The sequence below is a fragment of the Falsiroseomonas sp. genome (assembly GCF_041690465.1).
GTDB lineage: Bacteria > Pseudomonadota > Alphaproteobacteria > Acetobacterales > Acetobacteraceae > Falsiroseomonas.
On record NZ_JAWLHG010000023.1, the window covers coordinates 41380 to 65283 of the forward strand.

Sequence of the window (23904 nt, forward strand, 5' to 3'; positions counted from 1 at the left end):
CGGCGAGATGTGGCCGGATGCCTCCTGGAGTGCAGCCGACGTGACAGAGCGCAGGCCCGAAGCGACCGCTCAGGCGATTCCCCTGCTTGAGGAACACCTGACCCTGGGCCACCGGCGGGTGGAGACCGGGCGCGTGCGCGTCCACCTCGCCACCACGACGGAGGAGGCGCGACTGCGCGAGCCGGCATGGCACGAGCGGGTCGAGATCCAGCGCGTCGCCATCGGTCGCGAGGTCGCCGAGGCGCCTGGAATCCGCGAGGAGGAGGATGGCGCCGTCCTCGTCGTGCCCGTGCTGGAAGAGATCCTGGTGACGGAGCGGCGGATCGTCCTCAAGGAGGAGATCCGGATCCGCCGCGTCAGGACGAGCGAAACCATCGAGAAGACCGTCGCGCTGCACAGCCAGACCGCGACGGTCGAGCGCCTGCCGCCCGCGCCGCGGGACGGGCCGGAAAGCCAGACACGCCGCGACGGCGGCAACGGAGACGATGCAGGAACGCCACGGCCCTGACCGTCCATCCATGATGCACGCGCCGAGGCGGATGGCGCCGCGAGCCCCCTGGTGCGCGAAGCCGGCGCTGTCCCTTCGGATGTGAGCGTCATCGAACGGGAGGCGGAGAACACCGGCTCCGACGCCGCCGGGGACACCGGCTTCCTTGCTTCCTTGCGGAACATGTTCATGCCGGACGAGGACCGCGGGACCTGTTGCGAGGCGATCCGCCGCGCCGGCTTCCTGCTGACCGCGCAACTCGAGCAGTCCGGAATGTCCAGCGAAGCGGCGCCCGCCGTTCCCGCCGGACCTGCGCCCGGTTCCAGCTCGCCTTCCACCCTGCCGGGCCTCGGCCGCAACTCCCGCACGTCGCCGACCATACTCTCGCCATCCGTTTGCCACCCGGCCGGATGGCGAGTGACGCTTCAGCCGCCAGGCGAGCCTGCCGCTCTACCGTTTCCGTCTTGTAAGCAACCTACGGCTCCCCCATCTGACTTGGCACTCCCAAGCGCAGAGTGCCAAGTGCCCTCGATCGAGGGCCCGGCCCGTGCGGACGGGTAAGCAGACCAGCCACGTTGCTGGCACCGCAGAGTTCCAGCCATGACATTCCGTCCGCTGCACGACCGTGTCGTCGTGCGACGCATCGACGCCGAGCAGAAGAGCTCCGGCGGCATCATCATTCCAGATACCGCGCAGGAAAAGCCGATGCAGGGCGAGGTCGTCGCAGCCGGGCCGGGGGCGCGCAATGACCGCGGCGACCTCGTCGCACTCGACGTGAAGCCGGGCGACCGCGTGCTCTTCGGCAAGTGGTCGGGCACCGAAGTCAAGGTCGGCGGCGAGGATCTGCTGGTCATGAAGGAATCGGACCTCATGGGCGTGCTCCTGGACGCCCCGGCGGTGGCGAAGAAGGCAGCCTGACGTGCCTTCCGGCCACGCCGCCACACAGATCTGATCAGGAAACACATCCCCATGGCTGCCAAAGACGTTCGCTTCGGCGAAGACGCACGCAAGCGCATGCTGCGCGGCGTCGACATCCTTTCCGACGCGGTGAAGGTCACGCTGGGACCGAAGGGCCGCAACGTGGTGCTCGACAAGAGCTTCGGCGCGCCGCGGATCACCAAGGACGGCGTGACCGTCGCCAAGGAGATCGAGCTGGCCGACAAGTTCGAGAACATGGGCGCGCAGATGGTGCGCGAAGTGGCCTCGAAGACCAACGACATCGCCGGTGACGGCACCACCAGCGCAATCGTGCTGGCCCAGGCGATCGTCCGCGAGGGCATGCGGGCGGTGGCCGCGGGCATGAACCCGATGGACCTCAAGCGCGGCGTCGACACCGCGGTGACGGCCGTGGTCGCGGAACTGGCGTTGCGCACGCGCAGGATCACGACCGAGGCCGAGACGGCGCAGGTCGGCACCATCTCCGCCAATGGCGACAACGGGATCGGCGAGATGATCGCGCGCGCCATGCAGAAGGTCGGCAAGGAAGGCGTCATCACGGTCGAGGAGGCCAAGGGCCTGGAGACCGAGCTCGACATCGTGGATGGGATGCAGTTCGACCGCGGCTATCTCTCCCCGTATTTCATCACCAACGCGGAGAAGATGATCGTCGAACTCGACAACCCCTACATCCTCATCGTCGAGAAGAAGCTGTCGGGCCTGCAGCCCATGCTTCCCCTGCTCGAGGCGGTGGCGCAGTCGGCGCGGCCGCTGCTCATCCTGGCCGAGGATGTCGAAGGCGAATCGCTGGCCACGCTCGTTGTCAACAAGCTGCGCGGCGGCCTGAAGGTCGCGGCGGTGAAGGCGCCGGGCTTCGGTGATCGCCGCAAGGCGATGCTCGAGGACATCGCGATCCTCACCGGCGGCCAGGTGATCTCCGAGGATCTCGGCATCAAGCTCGAGAACGTCACCCTCGCGATGCTCGGCTCCGCCAAGACCGTTCGGATCGAGAGGGAGACGACGACGATCGTGGACGGTGCCGGCGACAAGCCCGCCATCCTCGCCCGCGTCGAGCAGATCAAGGCGCAGGTCGAGGAGACCACCTCGGACTATGACCGCGAGAAGCTGCAGGAGCGCCTGGCGAAGCTTGCCGGTGGCGTGGCGGTGATCCGCGTCGGCGGCTCCACCGAGGTCGAGGTGAAGGAGCGCAAGGACCGTGTCGACGACGCGCTGCATGCGACCCGCGCCGCGGTCGAGGAAGGCATCGTGCCGGGCGGCGGCGTTGCCCTGGCGCGCGCCGGACAGGCGCTGGTGAACCTGAACACCGCGAATGACGACCAGAAGTTCGGCATCGAGATCGTGCGTCGCGCGCTTCGCGCGCCCCTGCGGCAGATCGCCGAGAATGCGGGCGAAGACGGCGCCGTGATCGCCGGCGCCGTGCTGGGCAACGCCGCGTACGACTGGGGCTACGATGCGCAGACCGGCGTGCACAAGGACCTGGTCGCCGCCGGCATCGTCGATCCCACCAAGGTCGTCCGCGCCGCCCTGCAGCATGCGGCCTCGGTCGCCGGCCTGCTGATCACCACCGAGGCGATGGTGGGCGAGCATGTGGAGAGAGGGCCGCCGAACAGCGCTGCGGACGAGGCCAACTACTAGACGGTTCGTCTCTGGCGGGCGGCGCGGTGTCGCTGCAAGCCGGAGGCGGTCTCGGCACCGGCGGCCGGCGGTAGCCCCCAAGGCCGGCGCCGCGTCGCTGCTGGTCTCTTCCAACCGAACTGGAGCGCAGCGCATGACACGCAACGTCCTCTTTCTTGCGATCGGCGTGCTGGCGGTCGCCAGCGGCGCCTTCGGCTACTGGCTTTACGCTGAGCGTCAGAAGACCGGCATATCCATCACGATCGGCGGCCAAGGCGTCGAGATCCGGGAGAGATGATGCGACAGGCTTCCCGGCACGGGCCATGAGCCAAGGCGCTCGCCCGTCTCCCGCGCGAGCCCGTCGATCGCCTTGCCGGCCCCATCCCCATCGGGGCATGCGCACTCAGAGCGTGAGCGGCGCTGCGCTTCCCGTCACGCTCGCCAACTCACCCCGGGGCGAGACCGTACAGGCATTCCGGGAAACGCCCGTCGGCCTGCATGTCGGCGACACCGCCGCCAGCATCCTGGCGTCACCCGGGCGCTCGCCGCGGGTTCGATCGGTGACGTTCTCGGAGCCGTGCGGCGCCGCGCCTCAGAGGTGACGCGCGCCTGAGTGTGGGAGCATGGGCGCAGTCGATGGGCTTCGGGACAACCGTTCGCCGGGCAACTGCGGCGGAACTCCATCGAGCGACCGAGATCGCCTTTCTGCAAGCGCTGTCGCCCTGTCGGCCGAAGCCGCTGCGGCGGTCGCGATCGCGCGCCAACGGCGACGATAGCCGCGCCGCGCGCGGAGCCTCTCGAACAGCCTCAGCATGCGTTCACTTGCCTCAGCCCGGCAGGAGGGCCGGATCGCCCCAGCCCGGCCCGAACCCGCTGGTGCTCGCGATCACCGCCATCATCAGCAGCAGTGCCAGAGCACAGCAGGTCAGCGTCAGGCGGAAGCGGGGATGCGAAGCATGGGCCGTAAATCGGTTCGCCGGCGCTGGCATGGGAGAAGCTCCGGCGAGGACGATGGGGGACGCGACCCTCGCGAGCTTGCGCCTGCGGTGCCCGGGATGGTGCAAGGCACGCTTCCGAATGGCGCGTCACGTGCGCCAGGTCGCGGGAGGGTCGCGGGCGTCGATCGCCTGCGCTTCGGCGAGCTCGCCCGCGTCCACGAAGTGCGCCGACAGGAACGCGGCGGCCTGCGGGGCCTGGAGCATGATCATCGTCGAAACGCGGCGATAGGCAGGGAAGGACAGGCCTTCGAGCAGTTCCTCCTCCGTCTCGACGTCATAGACCCCGGCGGGCTGAGGACGATCGATGCCCTTCACGAGGAAGGGGCGCCTGAAGACGATCGTGGTGCGCTGGTTGCGTGTCAGCATCATGCATCTCCTGGCATCCTGGTGAGACCGACAAGCCGAGGATGCGGAATGCCGTGGCGCCGCCCTGCCGCCGAAGCGTCGTCGTCTGCGAAGAGGTGCGTCGGGGTGGCCGCGGTTTCCAACCCATGCTGCATCTGCGTGGCTGTCGCGGCCGGGGCTGTCGTGCCGGCAAGCCAGAGCTGCAGTTGCTGACGTGCACGGAACACGCGGCTCTTCGCGGTGCCGGTAGCGCAGCCCGTCGCCTCTGCTGCCTGCTCGTAGGACATCCCGTGCAGGACCACCAGAAAGAGCGTCTCGCGCTGGAGCGGGGGAAGCCGCCCGAGGGCGACATGCAGCTCCTTCAGCACAAGGCTGTCCTCGTGCGCCGCCGGCACGGCAAGTGCGGCTTCAGGAACATCGTCCATGTCGGTGTAGGGCCGACGCTTGCGCGTGTCGCTGATGAAGCGATTGCGCAGGATGCGGTGCATCCAGGCAGGGAAGTTGGTCCCTCGCGTGAAGCTGCCGCGCGCGGCCAGCGCGTTCGCCACGGCGGTCTGCACCAGATCGTCCGCGGCGGCGCCATTACGGGTCAAGGCGAGGGCCTGGATCCGGAGCCGGGGAAGCAGTGCTATTAATTCCGCATTGAAGTTATCTTCGATCTTCTTCATAAATAATCATATACAATACTTTCGCCTTTTACGGGCGCCTGATTGGCGCCGACGCCTGCACGGTTCCGAGAGGCGCCCGGCGGCGTCCTGTTTTCTTCATGCTGCGTAAATTGCGCTTTGTGGACGATCTCGGGATTTGGACAGGGGGCCGCAGTGCGGAAGCAGTGGAAGCATACCAGGTGTGGGAACGAGTGCCCGGGATGTGACAGGTGGCGGCACCCATGCCCGTTCATCGAATCGGCCCTTACTGCTCAAGCACGCCCGCTTCTCGCTGCCGCGACCCGCACACAACAAGATGCGTTGCTGGTTCACGCTCCAAGCCGGGCTCTGCTCATGCGCAGCGTCACCGTCACCCCCTCGCGTGGCCAGGCAAATGCAATGGAGCCGCCGAGCTGGCTGGTGATGCTCCTGTTCACCAGCCTGCTCCCGAAGCCGGCCTGCCCCTCCGCAACAGCGACAGGCGGACCGCCCTTCTCCGTCCAGACGATGACCACCTCGGCGTCGTCGGCAGTGCAGGAGACGTCCAGCGTACCGCTCGCATTCGAAAGTGCGCCGTATTTGAGCGAGTTGGTTGCCAGCTCATGGACCACCAGAGCCAGCGTTGTGACCGAGCCCTCGCCGACGAGCACAGCGGGCACGGCGATTCGGATACGGTCCCCGATCGCGCCCTTGTCGTCATAGGCGTCCAGCAGCACACCAAGCAGGGCGCCGAGTTCGATGGCCTTTCGCTGCTTGCTGAGCGCCGGGCGGACAAGTTCGTGGGCCTGCCCGAGCGCAGTCAGCCTGCTGACCAGATCGGAAGCCATTTCGGTCGTTGTCGTCGCCGAGCGTGCGACGATGCGGGTAAGCGCACAGGCAATGGCAAACAGGTTCTTGACCCGGTGACTCATCTCGCCCGCGAGCATCTCGCGCGCCTCCTCGGCCAGCTTGCGCTCGCTCACATCGATGAAGATCCCGAACATGGTGCGGCCGACAATGCCCTGGTCCTCACCTCGGCCGCGGGCCGATACCCAACGGACCTCACCATCGTGCAGGATACGGAAGTCGAGTTCGTATGCGCCCATGATTTCGCGTGTTGCCGTGAACGCGGCCCTCACCCGGTCGAGGTCCTCCGGATGGATGCGGGCGGACAGATCTTCGAACGTACCCAGCCCGTTGTTCGCGGGCACACCCCACATGCGATGCGCACGCTCGTCCAGAGCGATCTCGTCCGTATCGACGTTCCATGACCACAGGGCGATTCCTGCCGCATCGGCGGCGATGCGCAAACGGGCCGCGTCCCACACGGGCGGACTGGTGCTTTGCCGACGCATCGTTGTCGCTCCTAAGCCGTGAGCGCTGAGTGATGGAGCCAGTGGCTGCCGTGATCCGGACGCGTGCCGCCATCCGCATCATGCGCTGGGCACCGCACGCGGGCTCCCTCTGAGCAACGATCTGCCCTTGGACGTTGATGCCGAGCGCCGCAGGTGGAAGACAAGCCGGCTTCTCCGAGCTTTCGCACAGCCGGGAAGGCCAGCGCCTGCGCCAGTACGTGCATCCCACACTCAGGCAGTCGCCCCGCCGCGCGGCCAGCCGATCGCTTGATGCAGGGCACCCTACGGCACTCAGGTGCCGATGGCATCGATACAGCATCCACCCCGCGGCGCGGGAACTTTCTTGGGGAGCGGGGATCCGTCCCTGCTCGTTCCGTCGGCGGCGCGCAGTCGCATCACGTGAACGTCAACCCGCACGAAGCGCATGGCGCATTACCTCATGGAAACGGAACCAATGCGGCGCCGGTTCAAAGGATGTGCCCTGCGGCAATCCTTTGGTGCTAATACGGCGTCTCGCCGGTGCGCTCTCTGCTTCCCCCCACGCTCCGAAGGACCATCGCATGGAAATGCGCGCTCCGCGCTTCCCCATCGTCGGCATCGGCGCCTCCGCCGGCGGCGTGGAGGCGCTTCAGGCGCTGTTCCGGGCGATGCCGGAGCCGCCGCCCGCGGTGGCGCTGGTCATCATCACCCACCTCGGCCCCGATCATGAAAGCGCGCTGCCCTCCATCCTGCGCGACTGCACCACCATGCCGGTGCATCCTGCCCGCGACGGCGAGGCGGTGATGCCGGGCCATGCCTATGTGCTGCCGCGCAACGCCATCATCACCATCGCTGCCGGCCGGCTCACGCTGCGCGACCAGCCGCCCGATCTCCCGCGGGAGCGGCATCCGATCGACGTTTTCCTCGCCTCCCTCGCTGTGGACCAGCAGGAATGGGCGGCGGGCATCGTGCTGTCGGGCACCGGCAGCGACGGCACGCTCGGCCTCAAGGCCGTCCGGGAAGCCGGCGGCCTGACCATCGCGCAGGGCGCCCACGAGACCGCCCCGCCGCGCTATGCCGAGATGCCCGCGAGCGCCGTCGCAGGCGGCGCCGTCGAGTTGAGCATCGCGGCGGAGGAGATGCCGGCCAGGCTCGGCGAGTTCGCCGCGCTGCTCCGCCAATCCGGCACGCCGAAGGAGCAGGCGGGTCTGCCGGAAGACGAGGCCGCCAGCGCCGCCGCCCATGCCGAGATCGCCGCCATCCTGCAGGCCGCCGTCGGACATGATTTCTCCGGCTACAAGGACCGCACCTTCTTCCGCCGCGTGCAGCGCAGGATCCAGGTGCTGCGGCTGCCCGACCTCGCCGCCTATGTCGCGCTGCTGCGTGCGGAGCCGGAGGAGGCACGCAAGCTGTTCAGCGACCTGCTGATCGGCGTGACCGGGTTCTTCCGTGACCCCGACGCCTTCGAAAGCCTGGCGGAGCGCGTCATCCCTGCCCTGTTCCGCGACCGCGGCCCGGACGATGTCGTGCGCGTCTGGGTGCCCGGCTGCGCCACCGGCGAGGAAGCCTATTCGCTCGCGATGCTGCTGCGCGAATGGATGGGGGCGCATCCGGGCGGTCCGCGTGTGCAGATCTTCGCCACCGACATCGACGAGGCGGCCCTCGCCGTGGCACGCCGCGGCCACTACCCGGCGCCGCTCCTGGTCGATGTCTCGCCGCAGCGGCTCGCACGCTTCTTCACGCCGGGCGTGGCGAGCTACGATGTCTCGAAGGAACTGCGCGACATCTGCGTCTTCTCGCCGCACAGCATCATCGGCGATCCGCCGTTCTCCCGGATCGATCTGGTGTCCTGCCGCAACCTGCTGATCTATCTCGGCGGTGGGCTGCAGGAGCAGGTGATCCCGATGTTCCACTATGCGCTGCGGCCGGGCGGCTTCCTGTTCCTCGGCATCTCCGAGACCGTCGCGCGCCATATCGAGTTGTTCGCGCCGGAGGACAAGGCGCATCGCATCTACCGGCGTCGCGACGACGTCAGCCCCACGGTCCGCGTGCCGATGACGGTGCGTGGCCTCGCAATCAGCGGGCCGCAAGCCCGGATGTCGCACCACAACAGCCAAGGTCGCGCCGCAGGGCTGCGACAGATAGTCGAGGCTGCGATCTTCGAGCACTTCGTCTCGCCGCACCTGGTGGTGAACGGCGAAGGCAGTGTGGTCTACCAGTCCGCGCATCTGGGCAAATACCTCGAACCGGCGACCGGGGTGCCGAGCCGGCACCTTCTCGCGATGGCCCGGTTCGGCCTCCGGCTCGACCTGCGCGCCGCGCTGCGCAAGGCGGCGGAGACGCGCAGCCGGGTGGTGTACCCGCATGTCGAGATCGAGGTCGAGGATCGCCGGCAGGCGATCTCGCTGACGGTCGAGCCGCTGCCTGCGCGCGACGGCGGCGAGCGGTTGTTCCTGGTGCTGTTCTCGGACCTCGGGCCACCCTCGCCGCGACCAGAAGTGCCTGCCGAGGCCGCCGAAGCGTCAGGTGACGACGCCTCCGGCTGGGCCGAGCGGGAGCTTCGCGACACGCGCGAAAGGCTGCAATCCGTCACCGAGGAATACGACGCGGCGACCGAGGAACTCACCTCCGCCAACGAGGAGATGGTCTCGGTCAACGAGGAGCTGCAATCCACCAACGAGGAGCTCGAAACCTCGAAGGAAGAACTGCAATCCGTGAACGAGGAGTTGCGGGCGACCAACCTCGAACTGACCGGAAAGATCGAGGAACTCGACCGCGCCAATGCGGATCTGCGCAACCTGTTCGACAGCACGCAGATCGCCACGCTCTTCCTCGACCGCCACCTGGTGATCCGCAGCTTCACGCCGGCGGTGACGACCATCTTCAACCTGGTGCCAGGCGACCGCGGCAGGCCGGTGTTGGACTTCGTGAGCCATCTCGACCAGGTCAATTTGCGGGTCGAGACGCGCCGTGTGCTGGAGCAGCGCGAGCCGGTGGAGCGGCGCGTCACCGCCCGCGACGGCAAGATCCACTACCTCATGCGGATGCTTCCCTACCGGACCACGGACGGCCAGGTGGACGGCATCGTCCTGACCTTCTTCGACATCACCAAGGTGGTCGAGGGCGAGGTGCTCGGCACGCTGGTGGATGAGTTGAACCACCGGGTGCGCAATATGCTCCAGGTGGTGCAGGCGGTGGTGACTAGCACGCTGCGGCGGGCGACCTCGCTTGCCGAGTTCTCCGAATCCTTCTCTGGCCGGATCAAGGCGCTGGCGCGTGCGCATGAGTTGCTGGCGCAGCAGGGCTGGAGCGCGGTGGAGCTAAGGATGGTCATCGCCAAGGAGGTCGAGCCCTACGCCGACCACGCGCGCCGCATCCATCTGGCCGGCAAGCCGGTGCGGCTGAAGCCCAAGGCCGCGCTCGCGCTGGGCATGGTGCTGCACGAGATGGCGACCAACGCCGCAAAGCACGGCGCCTTGTCGAACGCGAAGGGCCGCATCGCGGTCAGTTGGACCGTCGAGGGACAGGAGCCGAAGACTCAGGTAGTGCTGCGCTGGGTGGAGAAGGGCGGGCCGCTTGCGCAGGAGGCAGTGGCGCCCGAGCGCCGCGGCTTCGGCTCGGAACTGATCGAGCGGCTGCTGCGGCATGACCTCGGCGGCACGATCGATGTGGTCACCACCGGGGCGGGCCGTGTGGCGACCCTGCGGTTGCCGCTCGGCCGGTCCGATGGTGCGTCGCTCAGCGCGCTGAGCGACGCACCGGGATAGAGAGCGGCCCCGCCTGAATTGTCCCGTCCGCAGACATGATTTCGTTTGTCGTAACTGCACCTCACGCCACCAGCACCGCCCGAACATCGTTGACGTTGGTCAGCGTCGGACCCGTCACCAGCAGGTCGCCGAGCGCCTCGAACACCCCGTAGCTGTCATGCGCCGCCAGCATCGCGCGCGGATCGAGCCCGGCGGCGCGTGCCCGCGCCAGCGTGCCCGGCCCGCAGACCGCACCCGCCGCATCGGACTTGCCGTCGATGCCGTCGGTATCCGCGCACAGCGCCCAGATCCCCGGCGTTCCCTCCAGCGCAAGCGCCAGGCCCAGCAGGCATTCCGTGCTCCGCCCGCCGCGGCTCTTCGCGCCGGAGGCGGGGGGAGGCGTGTTGCCCGGTGGCAGCGTCACCGTCGTCTCGCCGCCCGAGAGGATCACGCAAGGCGCGCGCAGGGGATGGCCGTGCAGCGCGGCACTCCGCGCGATGCCGGCCAGCGCCTTGCCCAACTCCTTCGCCTCGCCCTCCAGCGCATCGCCCAGGATCAGCGGCGCGAGGCCCAGGCCGCGCGCAGTCGCCGCCATCGCCTCCAGCGCCATCAGCGGCGTGGCGATCATCCGCAACTCCGCGCCAGCCAGGCGCGGATCGCCGGGCTTGGGTGATTCCTCCGCCCCCGTGGCCAGGTGCCGCATTACGGCCTCGGGCAACGTCATGCGGTAATGCGCGACCAGCGCGCGCGCCTCGGCGAAGGTGGTGGCGTCGGCCACCGTCGGGCCGCTGGCGATCACCGCAGGGTCGTCGCCCGGCACGTCGGAGATCGCCAGCGTGAGCACGCGGGCCGGGTGCGCCGCGGCCGCCAGCCGCCCACCGGAGAAGGCGCTGAGATGCTTGCGGATGCAGTTCATCTCGCCGATGGCCGCGCCGGAGCGCAGCAGTTCGCGGTTCACCGCGATCAGGTCCTCGAGCGACAGGCCGGGCGCCGGCAGCGTGGACAGCGCAGAGCCGCCGCCCGAGACCAGGAACAGCACCAGATCCCCCGCCGCCAGCCCGCGCACGGCCTCCAGCATTGCCCGCGCCGCCGCCGCGCCACTGGCGTCCGGCACCGGGTGGCTGGCGAAGCGCACCGCGATGCGCCGCGCCGCTGGCGGTGCCGGCAGGTCGGCGCCATAGGTTGTCACCACCAGGCCGGTGAGCGGCACCTCCGGCCAGGCCTGCTCCACCGCAGCCGCCATCTTCGCCGCCGCCTTGCCGCAGCCCACCACCACCACCCGTCCGTCGCGGGGCGGGGCCGGCAGGTGGGGGCCGAGGCAGGTCAGCGGATCGGCGGCGGCCAGCGCCGCGTCGAACAGGCTTCGCAGCGCCGCCCGCGCCGTCACATCCGTCCAGGCCATGTCGATCCTCCTGCGGCGACTATGGCGAAGCCCGGCTGGATGGGCCATCTAGCCTGGCCAGGAGGACCGAAAATGCCCGTTCCCGAGATCGACCAGGCCACCCGGACCGAGCTGGAAGCCGCCGCCTTCCGCCGATTGGTGCAGCATCTGCGCGAGCGCACGGACGTGCAGAACATCGACATGATGAACCTGGCCGGGTTCTGCCGGAACTGCCTTTCCAAGTGGTACCGCGCGGCGGCGGAGGAGAAGGGTCTCGAATTGTCGGATCCCGATGCGCGCGAGATCATCTATGGCATGCCGTACAAGGAATGGCAGGCGAAGCACCAGAAGGAAGCCACCGCCGAGCAGAAGGCGAAGTTCGCCGCTGCCAACCCCGGCCATTGAGATGCGTCCGGTGACCGCAGGGCCGCAGGCGCGGTGGCCTGAATCGGCCGCGCGGTCCGGCATGGCCGATTGAACATGGCGCCAAAGCGTGGCACCACCCGCGCCCTTAAAGTGGGGGATCAGCGGGTGAGCGATACGGACGACCTTCAGGACGCCAAGGCCAGCCGCGACCGCCAGGCCGCCAACCCGGACCCCGAGGTCGGTGGCATCGCCGTGGACCGCCTGCGCTCGATCATCGAGCGTGTCGAGCGGCTGGAGGAGGAGCGCAAGGCTCTCGCCGGCGACATCAAGGACATCTTTGCCGAAGCGAAATCCGCCGGCTTCGACGTGAAGGTGATCCGCCAGATCATCTCGCTCCGCAAGAAGGAGCCCGCCGAGGTGGAGGAGCAGGAGACGCTGCTCGATCTCTATCGTCGCGCGCTCGGCATGTGATGGAACGCGCGGCCGACTATCCGCGCCCGCCGCGGCTGGAACGCAGCAGCCGCCGCGTGCGCGTGGTGCTCGGCGGCGAAACCATCGCGGACACCACCGACGCCTGGCGCGTGCTGGAGACCTTCCACCCGCCGAGCTGGTATCTGCCGCCGGAGGCCTTCCGTCCCGGCTCGCTGCGGCCCACCTCCGGCGGCAGCTTCTGCGAATGGAAGGGCCACGCGCGCTACTTCGACCTGATCGGCGGCCAAACCAGCGCGCTGCGTTCGGCCTGGTCCTACCCGGATCCGACGCCCGCCTTCGCCGCCATCGCCGGGCATGTCGCGCTCTATGCCGGCCGCGTGGATGCCTGCTTCGTGGACGAGGAGCAGGTGCGGCCGCAGGAAGGCCCGTTCTACGGCGGCTGGATCACCTCGGACGTCGAAGGGCCGTTCAAGGGCGCACCCGGCACCGAAGGCTGGTAGCCCGGCCGCCGACATCCCGCAGGAGACGCCGCATGTTCTACGAAGCCGGCCAGCACCGCACCGCCGGGCTGCCGCACGACCCGCTGAAGGCCATTGTCGCCCCGCGCCCGATCGGCTGGATCTCCACCCTCGACCGCGACGGCCGCGCCAACCTCGCCCCCTACAGCTTCTTCAACATGGTGCAGACCACGCCCGCCATCTGCGCCTTCGGCAGCGATGGCATGAAGCACACCGCCGCCAATGCCGTCGCCACCGGCGAGTTCGTGATGAACCTCGCCACGCGGCCGCTGTTCGACGCGATGAACGGATCTTCCGCCGCGCTCGCCGAGGGCGAGAGCGAGTTCGAGCATGCCGGGCTGGAACGCGCGCCATGCCGCCTGGTGAAGCCGCCGCGCGTCGCGGCGAGCCCCGCAAGCCTCGAATGCCGGGTGGTGCACGCGATGGAACTGCACGACGTGGAGGGCCGCCCGACGGGCGGGCATCTCGTGGTCGGCCAGGTGGTCGGCGTGCACATCGCCGAATGGGCGCTGAAGGACGGCCGCTTCGACATGCTCGCGGCCCGCACCATCGCGCGCTGCGGCTACCGCGATTACACCGAAGTGACGGCGCTGTTCTCCGCGCTGCGCCCAACCGATGGCGGCGCCTACCTTCCCGGCCAGCGCGACCGCTGACGAAGCCGCGAGCGGCGGTTGCGCGGGGGCGCCGCGGCGGTTAGCTGCGATGGATGCGGATCGCCGTCTTCAGCGCCAAGCCCTATGACCGCCGATTCCTGGAGGCGGCCGCGAAGGGCGCACATGACTTCGCCTGGATTGAGGCCCGCCTCGACCCCGCCACCGCGCGGCTTGCCGAGGGCGCCGGGGCCGCCTGCCTCTTCGTCAACGACCGCGCCGACGCCGCGGCGCTGGAAGTGCTGGCCGCCGGCGGGGTGAAGCTGCTGGCGCTGCGCTCGGCCGGCTTCAACCATGTGGACCTTGCCGCGGCGCAGCGTCTCGGCCTCGCCGTTGGCCGCGTGCCGGCCTATTCGCCGGAAGCGGTGGCGGAGCATGCGGTGGCGCTGATCCTGACACTCAACCGCAACATCCATCGCGCCTACAACCGCGTGCGGGAAGGCAATTTCGCGCTCGACGGCCTGCTCGGTTTCGACCTGCATGGGCGCACGGTGGGCATCGTCGGCACGGGGCAGATCGGCACCGCCTTCGCGCGCATCATGCGCGGCTTCGGCTGCCGCCTGCTCGGCCACGATCCGCACCAGAATCCGGACTGTGTGGCGCTCGGCCTCGAGTACCGGCCGCTCAACGAGCTGCTGGCCGAGGCCGATATCGTCAGCCTGCATTGTCCCCTCACGCCCGCCACGCGCCATCTGATGGATGCCGAGCGGCTGGCCTGGATGAAGCGCGGTGCCATGCTGGTGAACACCAGCCGCGGCGCGATCCTCGACACCGCCGCGGTGATCCGCGCGCTGAAATCAGGCCGCCTCGGTCATCTCGGGCTGGATGTCTACGAGGAGGAGGAGAAGCTGTTCTTCGAGGACCTCTCCGGCACGGTGATCGCCGACGACGTCTTCGCCCGCCTGCTGACCTTCCCGAACGTGCTCATCACTGGCCACCAGGGCTTCTTCACCGAGCAGGCGATGCGCGCCATCGCGGAGACGACGCTGGCGAATGTGGAGAGCTTCGCACGCACGGGCCGTGCGCTCCACACGGTCGGCTGACCCGCCTCGGCTTGCGCCTCACGCCCGGCCACGCTTACCCTCGGATGAAAATCGCCCGGCGCCGACCGGAGCGGGGAAGGGAGCGAAGCCGCCATGACAACGAATGTGAGGTCCACACGCCGCGGAGTGCTGGGCGCGGGCCTCGGCCTGCCGCTCATGGCGCCGGGGCTGGCGCGCGCGCAGGGCGGATGGCCGGGCGAGCGGCCGATCCAGATCATCGTGCCCTTCCCGCCCGGCGGCGGCACCGACGTCAACATCCGCGCCATGACCAGCCATTTCGAGCGGCACCTGCCGGGCGCGCGCTTCGTGGTGGTGAACCGGCCGGGCGCGGGTGCCGAGATCGGCTACACCGCCGCCGCCACCGCCGCACCCGACGGCTACACGATCGGCACCGTCATCACGCCGAGCCTGCAGACCATCACCATCGAGCGGCAGCCGCGCTACACGCTGGGCGGCTTCTACTACCTCGGCACAGTCGTCGCGGACCCGAGCGGCTTCCATGTCGCGCCGAACAGCGAGCTGCGCAGCGTGGCGGACCTCGTTGCCGCGGCGAAGGCACGGCCCGGCGCGATCTCGGTCGGCACCGCGGGCATCGGCTCCGACGACCACCTGCTGATCGTGGAGCTGGAGAGCGCCGCCGGCATCCGGCTGAACCACATCCCCTTCGCCGGGCAGGCGCCGACGGTGAATGCGCTGCTCGGCGGCCATATCCAGGTCGCGTCGATGAACATGGGCGAGAGCGTCGCGATGATCCGCGACGGCCGCGTGCGCCCGCTGGCGACCGCCGGCCAGCAGCGCTTCCCCATGACGCCGGAGGTGCCGACCTTCGCGGAGGGCGGCTATGCGCTGACCACCGGCGTGGTGCGCAGCCTGGTCGTGCCGGCCGCCACACCGGAGCCGATCCGCACGCGGCTGGCCGCGATGCTGGAGGCCACGATGCGCGACCCGGCCTGGATCGCCGAGGCCGAGCGGCTGTTCATCCCGCTGCGCTACATGGGGCCGGAGGAGACGCGCGCACTGGTGATGCGGGAGGCGGAGCGCCTGCGTCAGGTCTGGCAGCAGCGCCCCTGGCGGGACAGCTGAGGCTCCATGCCGCGCCTCGTTGACCTCTCCACCCCCGTCCGCACCGGGCATTTCCGTTGGAAGGTGGAACGGCGCCTGACCAAGGGCCACGAGACCGGCGAGGGCCAGGCCACCTGGGCCGGCTGGAACGTCCACGCCTTCACCCACATGGACAGCCCGCGCCACGTGGACCCCGAGGGCTTCACCACGGATGCGATCACGCCGGAGATGACGGTCGGGCCCGGCGCGGTGCTGGACGTCTCCGACGTGCCCGCCAACAGCCCGATCGAGCTCGGCCGCCTGCAGGCGGCGGGTGAGCATCTCCGCCAGGGCGACTTCGCGCTGATCCGCACCCGGTGGGACGAGCGCGCCAGCCTCGACACGCCGGAGTTCTGGCTGCACGCGCCCTGGATGACCGCCGAGGGCGCGATCTGGCTGCGCGAGCGCGGCATCAAGGCGGTCGGCTTCGACTTCCCGCAGGACCACTGCATCCGCTTCTTCCTGACCGGCGAGAAGCGCCCGCCGCTGCCCGAGCATGTGACGCACTACCACCTGCTGGCGCGTGGCGTGATCATGTTCGAGTACCTCTGCAACATGGGCGCGCTGCGCCAGGCGCGGAACCAGGTGATCGGGCTGCCGATCCGCATCCCCGATTCCGACGGCGCGCCCGCGCGCGTCATCGCGGTGGAGGAGGAAGCGTGAGTCGGCTCGCCGGCCGTACCGCGCTGGTCACCGGCGGCGGATCGGGCATCGGCGCCGCCATCTGCGAGCGGCTGGCGGCCGAAGGCGCGCCGGTGCTGGTGGCCGACATCGACCTCGAAGGCGCCACGCGCATCGCGGAGGGCATCCGCGCGACCGGCGGCCAGGCGCTGCCGTTCCGCATGGACGTGACCTCCGAGGCCGATTCCGCCGCGGCGGTCGCGGAGGCGGAGGCGCGCTTCGGGCGGCTGCGCATCGCGATCTGCAATGCCGGCATCACCGACCGCATCCCGGTGCTGGAGATGAAGCTCACGCAGTTCGAGCGCATCCTGCGCACCAACCTGATCGGCTGCTTCCTCACCGCGCAGGCCGCCGCGCGGGCGATGGCGCAAGGCGGGGAGGCGGAGCGCGGCGGGCGCATCGTCACCGTCTCCTCCGTCTCCGGCCAGTTCGGCGGCACCGGGCGCGCCGCCTATGGCGCCAGCAAGGGCGGCATCGAGACGCTGACCAAGGTGCTGGCGGTGGAGCTTGCGCCGCTCGGCATCGTGGTGAACGGCGTCGCACCGGGCCCGACGCAGATCGCCCGCACCGCGCACGGGCCGCGCCAGCGCGCCGCCTTCCTCGACCGTATGGCGGTGAAGCGCTACGGCACGCCGGCCGACATCGCGGGCGCGGTGGCATTCCTGTGTGGCGACGACGGCGCCTTCGTCGCCGGCCATATCCTCAACGTCGATGGCGGCTTTGCCACGGCGGGCGTGATGTACGACCCGGCCGAGGGCGCCTGATACCATCGGTCATCTGCAATGACCGATGGTGTTGTTTCCGATCCCTCAGGCGCCGGGCGGCCCCTCCGGGGCCTTGGCTTCGCGGTACATGCCGCGGCGGCCATTCGGCCGCTCGCCCACCTCCGGCGGGCGCAGGGCAGCCCTCCGGGCGGCGCTCAGCCGCGCCCGTTCAGCCCCTCGACCTTCTCCGCATGCGCGTCCAGCACCACGCGCCGCTTCACCTTCATGGTCGGCGTCAGCATGCCGTTCTCCACCGTGAAAGGCTCGACCATGGTGGTCTTGCGGATGCGCTCGATGGAGGAGAGCTTCGCGTTCACCCGCGCCACCGCATCGGGCACCTTCGCCTCCTGCCCATCGGCCGGCACCACCAGCGCGACCAGCGCCGGCTTGCCCTCGCCGGCGACCACCGCCTGCGCGATCTCGGGCTCCGCCATCAGCAGGCCCTCCAGCTTGGCGGGGCTCACCATGTCGCCGCCGAGCGTCTTGATGAAGTCGCGCTTGCGGTCGGTGATGCGGATGCGCCCGTCCACGATCTCGGCCACGTCGCCGGTGTGCAGCCAACCATCCACGATGGCGCGGGCCGTCGCCTCGGGCTGGTTCCAGTAGCCGTCCATCACCAGCTCGCCTCTCACGCAGAGCTCGCCATCCCCGGCGATGCGCGCCTCCACGCCCGGCAGCGGCGGGCCGACCGTCTCGCGCTTGATGTCCCAGGGCAGGTTGACGCTGATCACCGGCCCGGCCTCGGTCTGGCCGTAACCCTGGATCACCGGCAGGCCGAGGGCGATGAAGAAGCCCGAGAGGTCGGGATCCAGCCGCGCGCCGCCCGAGACCATTGCCTGCAGGCGCCCACCGAAACGCTGCCGCACCTTCTCCCGCACCAGCCGCTCCAGCACCGCATCCTGCACGCGGTCCAGCAGGCCGAGCTCCGGGCCGTCCATCCTGCGCAGGCCGAGGGCGACGGCACGGTGGAACAGCTTCTCCTTCCAGCCGCCCTCCTTCTCGACGCCGGCGAGCAGGCGCGCGCGCAGCACCTCGAACAGCCGCGGCACGGCGGTGATGATGGCGGGCTTCACCTCCTGGAACTCGGTGGCCAGGCGGTCGGCGCCGCGCGAATAGACCACCTCCACGCCCAGCGACGGCAGCAGGAAGCCGCCCACCGTGTGCTCGTAGCTGTGCGACAGCGGCAGGAAGGACAGGTAGCACTCGCCCTGCAGATGCAGGCGGTCCGCGAGCTGCGCGACACCCTGGCGGTTGGACAGCATCGCGCGGTGCGGCAGCATCACCCCCTTGGGCGCGCCGCCGGTGCCGGAGGTGTAGACCAGGCAGGCGAGGCGGCCGGGAGGGATCTGCTCCACCTCGGCCCGCAGCAGGCCGAGATCGGCCGGCGTGGCCTCCAGCGCCGCCCAGGCCATCGCGCGGGCACCGGACAGGACGACCGAGGCCTCGCCCTCCATCGTCACCAGCAGGTCGAGCCCGCCCTCTTCCGCTGCCGACACGACCTTCCGCGCCAAGGCCGCACCCGAGACGATCGCCGCCCGCGCCCCGGAATCACGCAGGATATGCGCGTGGTCGGCCACGGCGTTGGTGGTGTAGGTCGGCACCGTCACCGCGCCGATCGCCATGATGGCGGTATCCGCGATCACGAATTCCGGCCGGTTCTCGCTGACCAGCAGCACCCGCTCGCCCGGCGAGACGCCGGCCTGGCGCAGCCCGGCGGCCACCGCGGCGACCCGGTGGGCGAACTCTCCCCAGGTGACGCGGCGCCAGGCCTTGTCCTGCCAGTGGCGCAGCATCGGCTTGTCCTGCCGGTGCGCCGCCAGTTCCAGCATCATCTGCGGCAGGCTGTTCCAGCCCACCCGCTTGCCAGGTTCCATCCCCGAGACGCTCCCCCAGGCCTTCCGAATTCTGTCGACGGCTTGGCCCCCGCCGTCCGATCTCTATATCCAGGGCGAGAAGCTCCGGGACACAAGAGACACCGTGACGATTCCCCTCGATTCCCGACCGATCCGCACGCTTGATACCACGCGTCCTGGCGGCGCCGCGACCGCCGAGGCGCTGCCGGCCTGGGACCTGTCGGACCTCTATGCGGCGCCGAACGATCCGCGCCTGGGCGCCGATCTCGACACCGCCGAGGCCGACGCCAAGGCGTTCCAGGCCGCCCATGCGGGCAAGGTCGGCACTATGTCCGGCGACGCGCTGGCCGCCGCCATCGCCATGTATGAGGCGATCGAGGAGAAGCTCGGCCGCGCCATGTCCTACGGCCAGCTGGTGTTCTCGGCCGATGCGCAGGATCCGGCCAATGGCCGCTTCTACCAGACCCTGCAGGAGCGGGTGACGACGATCTCCTCGCACCTGCTGTTCCTGACGCTCGAGATCAACCGGATGGAGGAGCATGCGCTGGGGCAGAAGCTCGGCGCCTCCGCCGCGCTGCGCCGCTGGCAGCCCTGGCTGCGCGACCTGCGCGTGTTCCGCCCGCACCAGCTTTCCGACGAGCTGGAGAAGCTTCTGCACGAGAAGGAGGTCACCGGCCGCTCCGCCTGGAACCGGCTGTTCGACGAGACCATCGCCGGCATGCGGGTGAAGGTCAGCGGCGAGGAGCTCACCGTCTCCTCCGCCCTGAACAAGCTCTCCGACCACTCGCGCGAGGTGCGCGCGGCGGCGGCGCAGGGCGTCTCCGAGGCGTTCGGCGACAAGGTGCGGCTGTTCAGCCTGATCACCAACGTCCTGGCCAAGGACAAGGAGATCATCGACGGCTGGCGCCACTACCCGCGTCCCACCAGCGCGCGCAACCGCGCCAACATGGTGGAGGACGAGGTGGTGGACGCGCTCGTCACCGCCGTGCGCGAAAGCTTCCCCCGCCTCAGCCACCGCTACTACGCGATGAAGGCGAAGTGGCTGGGCCTCGAGAAGCTGAAGCACTGGGACCGCAACGCGCCGCTGCCCGACCAGGACGACAAGACCATCGCCTGGCCGGATGCGACGAAGTGCGTGCTGGACAGCTACGGCGCCTTCAGCCCCGAGCTGGCCGCGATCGGCCGGCGCTTCTTCGACAAGCCCTGGGTGGATGCGGCGCTGCGGCCGGGCAAGGCCAGCGGTGCCTTCGCGCATCCCACCGTGCCGTCGGTGCACCCCTATCTGCTGGTGAACTACCACGGCAAGACGCGCGACGTGATGACGCTGGCGCATGAGCTGGGCCATGGCGTGCACCAGATCCTCGCCGGCGAGCAGGGCTACCTGCTGTCCTCCACGCCGCTGACGCTGGCCGAGACGGCGAGCGTGTTCGGCGAGATGATGACCTTCCGGGCGCTGCTCGACGCCGAGACCGATCCGAAGCGCCGACGCGCGCTGCTGGCCTCCAAGGTGGAGGACATGCTGAACACGGTGGTGCGCCAGATCGCTTTCTACCGCTTCGAGACGCTGCTGCACGATGAGCGCCGCAAGGGCGAGATCGCGCATGAGCGCATCGGCGAGATCTGGATGCAGGTACAGACCGAAAGCCTGGGCCCGGCCTTCGACTTCACGCCGGACTACAGCGTCTATTGGGCCTACATCCCGCACTTCGTGCACACGCCGTTCTACGTGTACGCCTACGCCTTCGGGGATTGCCTGGTGAACGCGCTCTACGGCGTGTTCCGCGAAGGCCATCCCGGCTTCCAGCAGAAATACCTCGAGATGCTGAAGGCCGGCGGCACCAAGCGGCACAAGGAGCTGCTGGCACCCTTCGGCCTCGACGCCTCCGATCCGGCCTTCTGGCACAAGGGTCTCGACGTCATCGCCGGCTTCATCGACGAACTCGAGGGTTCCTCGCGCGACGCCGATCGCGACACCGTCGCATGAGCGACCGAAAGGAATCGACGCTGTTCGGCGAGATGCGCCGGATGGTGCGTACCTCCGGCGCGGTCGGTGGCGTTGCCGCGCGTGTCGCGGGCCAGCGTTTCCTCGGCATCAAGGCCGACAAGAACGCACATGCGGAGAGCCTCAAGCAGGTGCTCGGCGGGCTGAAGGGCCCGCTGATGAAGGTGGCGCAGTTCCTGGCTACCGTGCCGGAGGCGCTGCCGGAGGAATACGCGCAGGAACTGGCGACGCTGCAATCCAACGCCCCGCCGATGGGCTGGGCCTTCGTGCGTCGGCGGATGCAGTCGGAGCTCGGCCCCGCCTGGCAGTCCCGCTACGCGAAGTTCGGCCAGGAAGCGGCCGCGGCGGCGAGCCTTGGGCAGGTGCACCGCGCCACGCTGCATGACGGCCGCGAGGTCGCCTGCAAGCTGCAATACCCGGACATGCCCTCCGTGGTCGAGGCCGACCTCCGCCAGCTCAAGATCGCGCTCAGCCTCTACCGGCGGATGGACAGCACGCTCGACAACGAGGAGGCCTACACGGAGCTGTCCATGCGGCTGCGCGAGGAACTCGACTACCTGCGCGAGGCCTCGCATATGCGGCTCTATGGCCTGATGCTGAAGGGCATCCCCGGCGTCTCCGTGCCCGAGGCGGTGCCGGAGCTGACCACCAGGCGTCTGCTGACCATGACCTGGCTCGAGGGCCGCCCGATCCTGCGGCGCCTCGAGGAGGACCCGCCGGCCGAGGAACGCGTGGCCTATGCCAAGGCGCTGTTCCGCGCCTGGTACGTGCCCTTCTACCGCTACGGCGTGATCCATGGCGATCCGCATCTCGGCAACTACCAGGTGCGCGAGGATGCCGATCCCGATGTGCGCTTCGGCGTCAACCTGTTCGACTTCGGCGTGATCCGGGTGTTCCCCGCCAGCTTCGTGACCGGCGTGATCATGCTCTACGAGGCGGTGCGCGACCACGACATCGAGAAGGCGGCGGAGGCTTACCGCATCTGGGGCTTCAAGAACCTCAGCAAGGAAACGATGGAGGTGCTGAACGTCTGGGCCAGGTTCCTCTACGAGCCGCTGGTCGAGGACAAGGTGCGCACCATCACGCCGCTTGACGATCCGATGTATGGCAGGCGGATCGCGATGCAGGTGCACGAAGGACTGAAGCGGACCGGCGGGGTGAAGATCCCGCGCGAGTTCCCGCTGATGGACCGCGCGGCGATCGGCCTCGGCAGCGTGTTCTACCGGCTGCGTGCGGAGGCGAACTGGCACCGCATGTTCATGGAACTGGTGCACGACTTCGAGGAGGCGAAGATCGCCGCGCGCCAACAGGAGGCGCTGGAAGCGGCGGGGGTGCCGAAGGGCTGAAGCCGGGCCGGAAGGGCAGCCCCGGCCGGGGCTGCCCCTGGTCTCAGGGCTGCTGCCGCTCAGGCGGCGCGGCGGCGCCCCACCACGTCGAGGCCGGCAAGGCCCAGCCCGAACAGCGCAAGCGTCATCGGTTCCGGCACGCCGGTGATCTCCGTCTGGATCTTGGCGGTCAGGGCCGTTCCGAAGTTCGCGATGCTGACGACACCGAAGTTGGTGCCGTTGGTGCCGATGAAGCTGCAATCGCCCGCACCGAAGCCGAGGCAGTTCACGGCATCCACGCCGGCCGCTGTGGCGTTGTTCGACGCGTCACCGCGTTTAGGCCGGTGTTGTTCGCGCCGTCCGTCGTTACGTCGATGACCAGGCGCAGGTTCATGGCCTGGGCCGTCTGGAACGCCGTCAGCGCGGTCGTGGCCGCGACGATGACGTCACCGATCGCCGTCCCGCCCGTATTCACACCTCCGCGATCCGGAGCGGTGCCCGCGTCCGGGCCATCGGTGTTGAGGTTGCTGATCGCGGTGGTCAGCGCGAGCAGGTCGCCGGCATTGTCGATGACATCCAGCGCGAAGAACTGGATGACTTTGGAGCCGAAGATGTTGCCGCCGATGGCGACCTGGCCGTAGGCGCCGCTGTTGTTCGTGAAGAAGGTGTTCAGCGCGCTGACATAGCCATTGACCTGCGTCGTGAAGTCGGTCGCGCTGATGCTGCCGGAGCCATCCATCGCGCGCCAGAACGCCGTCGTCGGCGCCGCCTGGGCGCTGCCGACGCCGAACAGCAGGGCGGCGCCAAGCACGCTTGGGCGCGTCAGGCCGGCCTGCGGAACACAGCGGCGAATTCCTTCTTCCGTCCCGCCTCGTACATCGCCAGTCGCCGGCTGCCGGGCAGCACCGCCCATTCCGCTGCCGCGCCCCGCAGGAAGCGCGGCAGCCGCGCGATCAGCTCCGCATGCGCGGGGGCCTGCTCCGCAAAGGCGGCTACGCAGTTCCGGGTGATGTCCTCGAACCCGTGCAGCTCCAGGCCGGTCTCCCGCCCCAGCGCCGCCAGTCGCGCCTGGGTCCAGAGCAGCGGTGTGTCGGTGATGCCGCCGGTGATGGAGAGGGCGCCACCGCGTGCGACCATCGGCGCCGCCGCGCGGACGAAGGCCGGGTAGCCGACATAGGTGACGGTGCCGATGCTCACTACCAGGTCAAAGCTGCCCGAGGGGAACGGAATGGCGTCGCCGCGCGCCACGCGCAACTCCGCCTGCACGCCGGCCCGCGCCAGGCGGCTCCGCGCCGCCCGGACCGCCGCCCATGACTGGTCGAGACCCGAGAGCCGCGCCGCCGGGAAGGCGCCCGCCGCGTAGAGCAGTCCGCCGCCGAGGCCGCAGCCGATGTCCAGCACGGCCCGCGGCGCCGGCACGATGCCCCGCGTCAGCACCCGTATCGCGTAGTGGTAGAGCGCAGCCTGCACCGGCGCGCCGGCCCCGGGCGGCGCTGGCGGCATGTCCTCGGGCGGCGGGTGGTAGCCGCTGTTGAAGAAGGCGCGGCGCCGCACCGCCGGCAGGCTGTAGATCGCCTCGTACAGCAGCCGGTTGACGATCTGCGTGCCGGTCGGCCCGAGCCGCGCCCGCAGCCGGTTCACGCCGTCGAACAGCAGCAGCATGGGCTGGCCCCGCGCGCCC

24 protein-coding genes are annotated in these 23904 nt (G+C 69.5%); 15 read left to right on the plus strand and 9 right to left on the minus strand.

The genetic code is table 11. From position 1 onward, the window contains the following. The first annotated feature begins 7 nt into the window (after window positions 1-7). From ACESM1_RS19705 to ACESM1_RS19720, 4 genes are all read left to right on the plus strand, one after another. Window positions 8-508, plus strand: coding sequence for a YsnF/AvaK domain-containing protein (locus tag ACESM1_RS19705; protein ID WP_372622915.1), 501 nt, complete (start codon window positions 8-10; stop codon window positions 506-508). 579 nt (window positions 509-1087) lie between these two features. Beyond that, window positions 1088-1405, plus strand: coding sequence for a co-chaperone GroES (locus tag ACESM1_RS19710; protein WP_372622916.1), 318 nt, complete (start codon window positions 1088-1090; stop codon window positions 1403-1405). 51 nt (window positions 1406-1456) lie between these two features. Beyond that, entirely contained in the window at window positions 1457-3079 is a 1623-nt protein-coding gene (gene groL / locus ACESM1_RS19715) for a chaperonin GroEL (protein WP_372622917.1), read from the plus strand. 133 nt (window positions 3080-3212) lie between these two features. Further along, complete coding sequence (locus ACESM1_RS19720) at window positions 3213-3356, plus strand: hypothetical protein (protein ID WP_372622918.1); 144 nt, start codon at window positions 3213-3215, stop codon at window positions 3354-3356. Window positions 3357-3885: 529 nt separating this feature from the next. Here ACESM1_RS19720 and ACESM1_RS19725 read toward each other — a convergent pair. The 4 genes from ACESM1_RS19725 to ACESM1_RS19740 all read right to left on the minus strand — a co-directional run bounded on the left by ACESM1_RS19725 (window position 3886) and on the right by ACESM1_RS19740 (window position 6382). Further along, window positions 3886-4047 (minus strand): hypothetical protein, encoded by a 162-nt coding sequence (locus ACESM1_RS19725; RefSeq protein WP_372622919.1) that lies wholly within the window; start codon window positions 4045-4047, stop codon window positions 3886-3888. 96 nt (window positions 4048-4143) lie between these two features. Next, on the minus strand, window positions 4144-4422 hold the full coding sequence (locus ACESM1_RS19730) for a hypothetical protein (RefSeq protein WP_372622920.1): 279 nt from the start codon (window positions 4420-4422) through the stop codon (window positions 4144-4146). Then, complete coding sequence (locus tag ACESM1_RS19735; RefSeq protein WP_372622921.1) at window positions 4422-5069, minus strand: sigma-70 family RNA polymerase sigma factor; 648 nt, start codon at window positions 5067-5069, stop codon at window positions 4422-4424. The genes ACESM1_RS19730 and ACESM1_RS19735 overlap by 1 nt, the downstream gene beginning before the upstream one ends. Before the next feature lie 308 nt (window positions 5070-5377). Then, complete coding sequence (locus ACESM1_RS19740; protein WP_372622922.1) at window positions 5378-6382, minus strand: sensor histidine kinase; 1005 nt, start codon at window positions 6380-6382, stop codon at window positions 5378-5380. A gap of 560 nt (window positions 6383-6942) precedes the next feature. On the opposite strand from ACESM1_RS19740, the gene ACESM1_RS19745 reads away from it, so the two are divergent. Continuing rightward, window positions 6943-10128, plus strand: a complete 3186-nt coding sequence (locus ACESM1_RS19745) for a CheR family methyltransferase (RefSeq protein ID WP_372622923.1) — start codon at window positions 6943-6945, stop codon at window positions 10126-10128. A 61-nt stretch (window positions 10129-10189) separates the two neighbouring features. On the opposite strand, the gene ACESM1_RS19750 is transcribed toward ACESM1_RS19745, so the two are convergent. Further along, window positions 10190-11509, minus strand: a complete 1320-nt coding sequence (locus ACESM1_RS19750; protein ID WP_372622924.1) for a glycerate kinase — start codon at window positions 11507-11509, stop codon at window positions 10190-10192. 72 nt (window positions 11510-11581) lie between these two features. Here ACESM1_RS19750 and ACESM1_RS19755 point away from each other — a divergent pair, with 72 nt between their 5' ends. The 8 genes from ACESM1_RS19755 (at window position 11582) to ACESM1_RS19790 (ending at window position 17043) form a co-directional block, all read left to right on the plus strand. Next, complete coding sequence (locus ACESM1_RS19755; RefSeq protein ID WP_372622925.1) at window positions 11582-11893, plus strand: DUF1244 domain-containing protein; 312 nt, start codon at window positions 11582-11584, stop codon at window positions 11891-11893. A gap of 75 nt (window positions 11894-11968) precedes the next feature. Continuing rightward, window positions 11969-12325, plus strand: coding sequence for a DUF2312 domain-containing protein (locus ACESM1_RS19760; protein WP_372622926.1), 357 nt, complete (start codon window positions 11969-11971; stop codon window positions 12323-12325). Continuing rightward, window positions 12325-12786, plus strand: a complete 462-nt coding sequence (locus ACESM1_RS19765) for a DUF427 domain-containing protein (RefSeq protein WP_372622927.1) — start codon at window positions 12325-12327, stop codon at window positions 12784-12786. The genes ACESM1_RS19760 and ACESM1_RS19765 overlap by 1 nt, the downstream gene beginning before the upstream one ends. 32 nt (window positions 12787-12818) lie before the next feature. Continuing rightward, on the plus strand, window positions 12819-13457 hold the full coding sequence (locus ACESM1_RS19770; protein WP_372622928.1) for a flavin reductase family protein: 639 nt from the start codon (window positions 12819-12821) through the stop codon (window positions 13455-13457). A gap of 53 nt (window positions 13458-13510) precedes the next feature. Continuing rightward, entirely contained in the window at window positions 13511-14497 is a 987-nt protein-coding gene (locus ACESM1_RS19775; RefSeq protein WP_372622929.1) for a 2-hydroxyacid dehydrogenase, read from the plus strand. A gap of 105 nt (window positions 14498-14602) precedes the next feature. Beyond that, a complete protein-coding gene (locus tag ACESM1_RS19780) occupies window positions 14603-15580 on the plus strand; it encodes a Bug family tripartite tricarboxylate transporter substrate binding protein (protein WP_372622930.1) in 978 nt (325 codons plus the stop codon). Window positions 15581-15586: 6 nt separating this feature from the next. Beyond that, entirely contained in the window at window positions 15587-16261 is a 675-nt protein-coding gene (locus ACESM1_RS19785) for a cyclase family protein (protein ID WP_372622931.1), read from the plus strand. After that, window positions 16258-17043 (plus strand): SDR family NAD(P)-dependent oxidoreductase, encoded by a 786-nt coding sequence (locus ACESM1_RS19790; RefSeq protein WP_372622932.1) that lies wholly within the window; start codon window positions 16258-16260, stop codon window positions 17041-17043. The genes ACESM1_RS19785 and ACESM1_RS19790 overlap by 4 nt, the downstream gene beginning before the upstream one ends. Before the next feature lie 155 nt (window positions 17044-17198). Here the strand turns inward: ACESM1_RS19790 and ACESM1_RS19795 are convergent, their stop codons facing one another. After that, window positions 17199-18917 (minus strand): AMP-dependent synthetase/ligase, encoded by a 1719-nt coding sequence (locus ACESM1_RS19795; protein ID WP_372622933.1) that lies wholly within the window; start codon window positions 18915-18917, stop codon window positions 17199-17201. 109 nt (window positions 18918-19026) lie between these two features. On the opposite strand from ACESM1_RS19795, the gene ACESM1_RS19800 reads away from it, so the two are divergent. Further along, window positions 19027-20880, plus strand: a complete 1854-nt coding sequence (locus ACESM1_RS19800; RefSeq protein WP_372622956.1) for a M3 family oligoendopeptidase — start codon at window positions 19027-19029, stop codon at window positions 20878-20880. After that, window positions 20877-22244 (plus strand): ABC1 kinase family protein, encoded by a 1368-nt coding sequence (locus tag ACESM1_RS19805; protein ID WP_372622934.1) that lies wholly within the window; start codon window positions 20877-20879, stop codon window positions 22242-22244. The genes ACESM1_RS19800 and ACESM1_RS19805 overlap by 4 nt, the downstream gene beginning before the upstream one ends. A gap of 59 nt (window positions 22245-22303) precedes the next feature. On the opposite strand, the gene ACESM1_RS19810 is transcribed toward ACESM1_RS19805, so the two are convergent. The 3 genes from ACESM1_RS19810 to ACESM1_RS19820 are packed head-to-tail and all read right to left on the minus strand — an operon-like array spanning window position 22304 to window position 23885. Then, window positions 22304-22513 (minus strand): PEP-CTERM sorting domain-containing protein, encoded by a 210-nt coding sequence (locus ACESM1_RS19810; RefSeq protein ID WP_372622935.1) that lies wholly within the window; start codon window positions 22511-22513, stop codon window positions 22304-22306. Beyond that, complete coding sequence (locus ACESM1_RS19815; protein WP_372622936.1) at window positions 22510-23034, minus strand: DUF1194 domain-containing protein; 525 nt, start codon at window positions 23032-23034, stop codon at window positions 22510-22512. Before ACESM1_RS19815 ends, ACESM1_RS19810 begins: the two co-directional genes overlap by 4 nt. An 11-nt stretch (window positions 23035-23045) precedes the next feature. Next, the gene (locus tag ACESM1_RS19820) at window positions 23046-23885 is read right to left on the minus strand and encodes a class I SAM-dependent methyltransferase (RefSeq protein ID WP_372622937.1); all 840 of its coding nucleotides are present in this window, start codon (window positions 23883-23885) and stop codon (window positions 23046-23048) included. Between the last annotated feature and the right edge of the window lie 19 nt (window positions 23886-23904).

Coding starts and splice junctions, on each gene's coding strand:
- ACESM1_RS19705 (WP_372622915.1), top strand. CDS start 8: ATGTGGCCGGATGCCTCCTGGAGTGCAGCCGACGTGACAGAGCGCAGG.
- ACESM1_RS19710 (WP_372622916.1), top strand. CDS start 1,088: ATGACATTCCGTCCGCTGCACGACCGTGTCGTCGTGCGACGCATCGAC.
- groL (WP_372622917.1), top strand. CDS start 1,457: ATGGCTGCCAAAGACGTTCGCTTCGGCGAAGACGCACGCAAGCGCATG.
- ACESM1_RS19720 (WP_372622918.1), top strand. CDS start 3,213: ATGACACGCAACGTCCTCTTTCTTGCGATCGGCGTGCTGGCGGTCGCC.
- ACESM1_RS19725 (WP_372622919.1), bottom strand. CDS start 4,047: ATGCCAGCGCCGGCGAACCGATTTACGGCCCATGCTTCGCATCCCCGC.
- ACESM1_RS19730 (WP_372622920.1), bottom strand. CDS start 4,422: ATGCTGACACGCAACCAGCGCACCACGATCGTCTTCAGGCGCCCCTTC.
- ACESM1_RS19735 (WP_372622921.1), bottom strand. CDS start 5,069: ATGAAGAAGATCGAAGATAACTTCAATGCGGAATTAATAGCACTGCTT.
- ACESM1_RS19740 (WP_372622922.1), bottom strand. CDS start 6,382: ATGCGTCGGCAAAGCACCAGTCCGCCCGTGTGGGACGCGGCCCGTTTG.
- ACESM1_RS19745 (WP_372622923.1), top strand. CDS start 6,943: ATGGAAATGCGCGCTCCGCGCTTCCCCATCGTCGGCATCGGCGCCTCC.
- ACESM1_RS19750 (WP_372622924.1), bottom strand. CDS start 11,509: ATGGCCTGGACGGATGTGACGGCGCGGGCGGCGCTGCGAAGCCTGTTC.
- ACESM1_RS19755 (WP_372622925.1), top strand. CDS start 11,582: ATGCCCGTTCCCGAGATCGACCAGGCCACCCGGACCGAGCTGGAAGCC.
- ACESM1_RS19760 (WP_372622926.1), top strand. CDS start 11,969: ATGGCGCCAAAGCGTGGCACCACCCGCGCCCTTAAAGTGGGGGATCAG.
- ACESM1_RS19765 (WP_372622927.1), top strand. CDS start 12,325: ATGGAACGCGCGGCCGACTATCCGCGCCCGCCGCGGCTGGAACGCAGC.
- ACESM1_RS19770 (WP_372622928.1), top strand. CDS start 12,819: ATGTTCTACGAAGCCGGCCAGCACCGCACCGCCGGGCTGCCGCACGAC.
- ACESM1_RS19775 (WP_372622929.1), top strand. CDS start 13,511: ATGCGGATCGCCGTCTTCAGCGCCAAGCCCTATGACCGCCGATTCCTG.
- ACESM1_RS19785 (WP_372622931.1), top strand. CDS start 15,587: ATGCCGCGCCTCGTTGACCTCTCCACCCCCGTCCGCACCGGGCATTTC.
- ACESM1_RS19795 (WP_372622933.1), bottom strand. CDS start 18,917: ATGGAACCTGGCAAGCGGGTGGGCTGGAACAGCCTGCCGCAGATGATG.
- ACESM1_RS19805 (WP_372622934.1), top strand. CDS start 20,877: ATGAGCGACCGAAAGGAATCGACGCTGTTCGGCGAGATGCGCCGGATG.
- ACESM1_RS19820 (WP_372622937.1), bottom strand. CDS start 23,885: ATGCTGCTGCTGTTCGACGGCGTGAACCGGCTGCGGGCGCGGCTCGGG.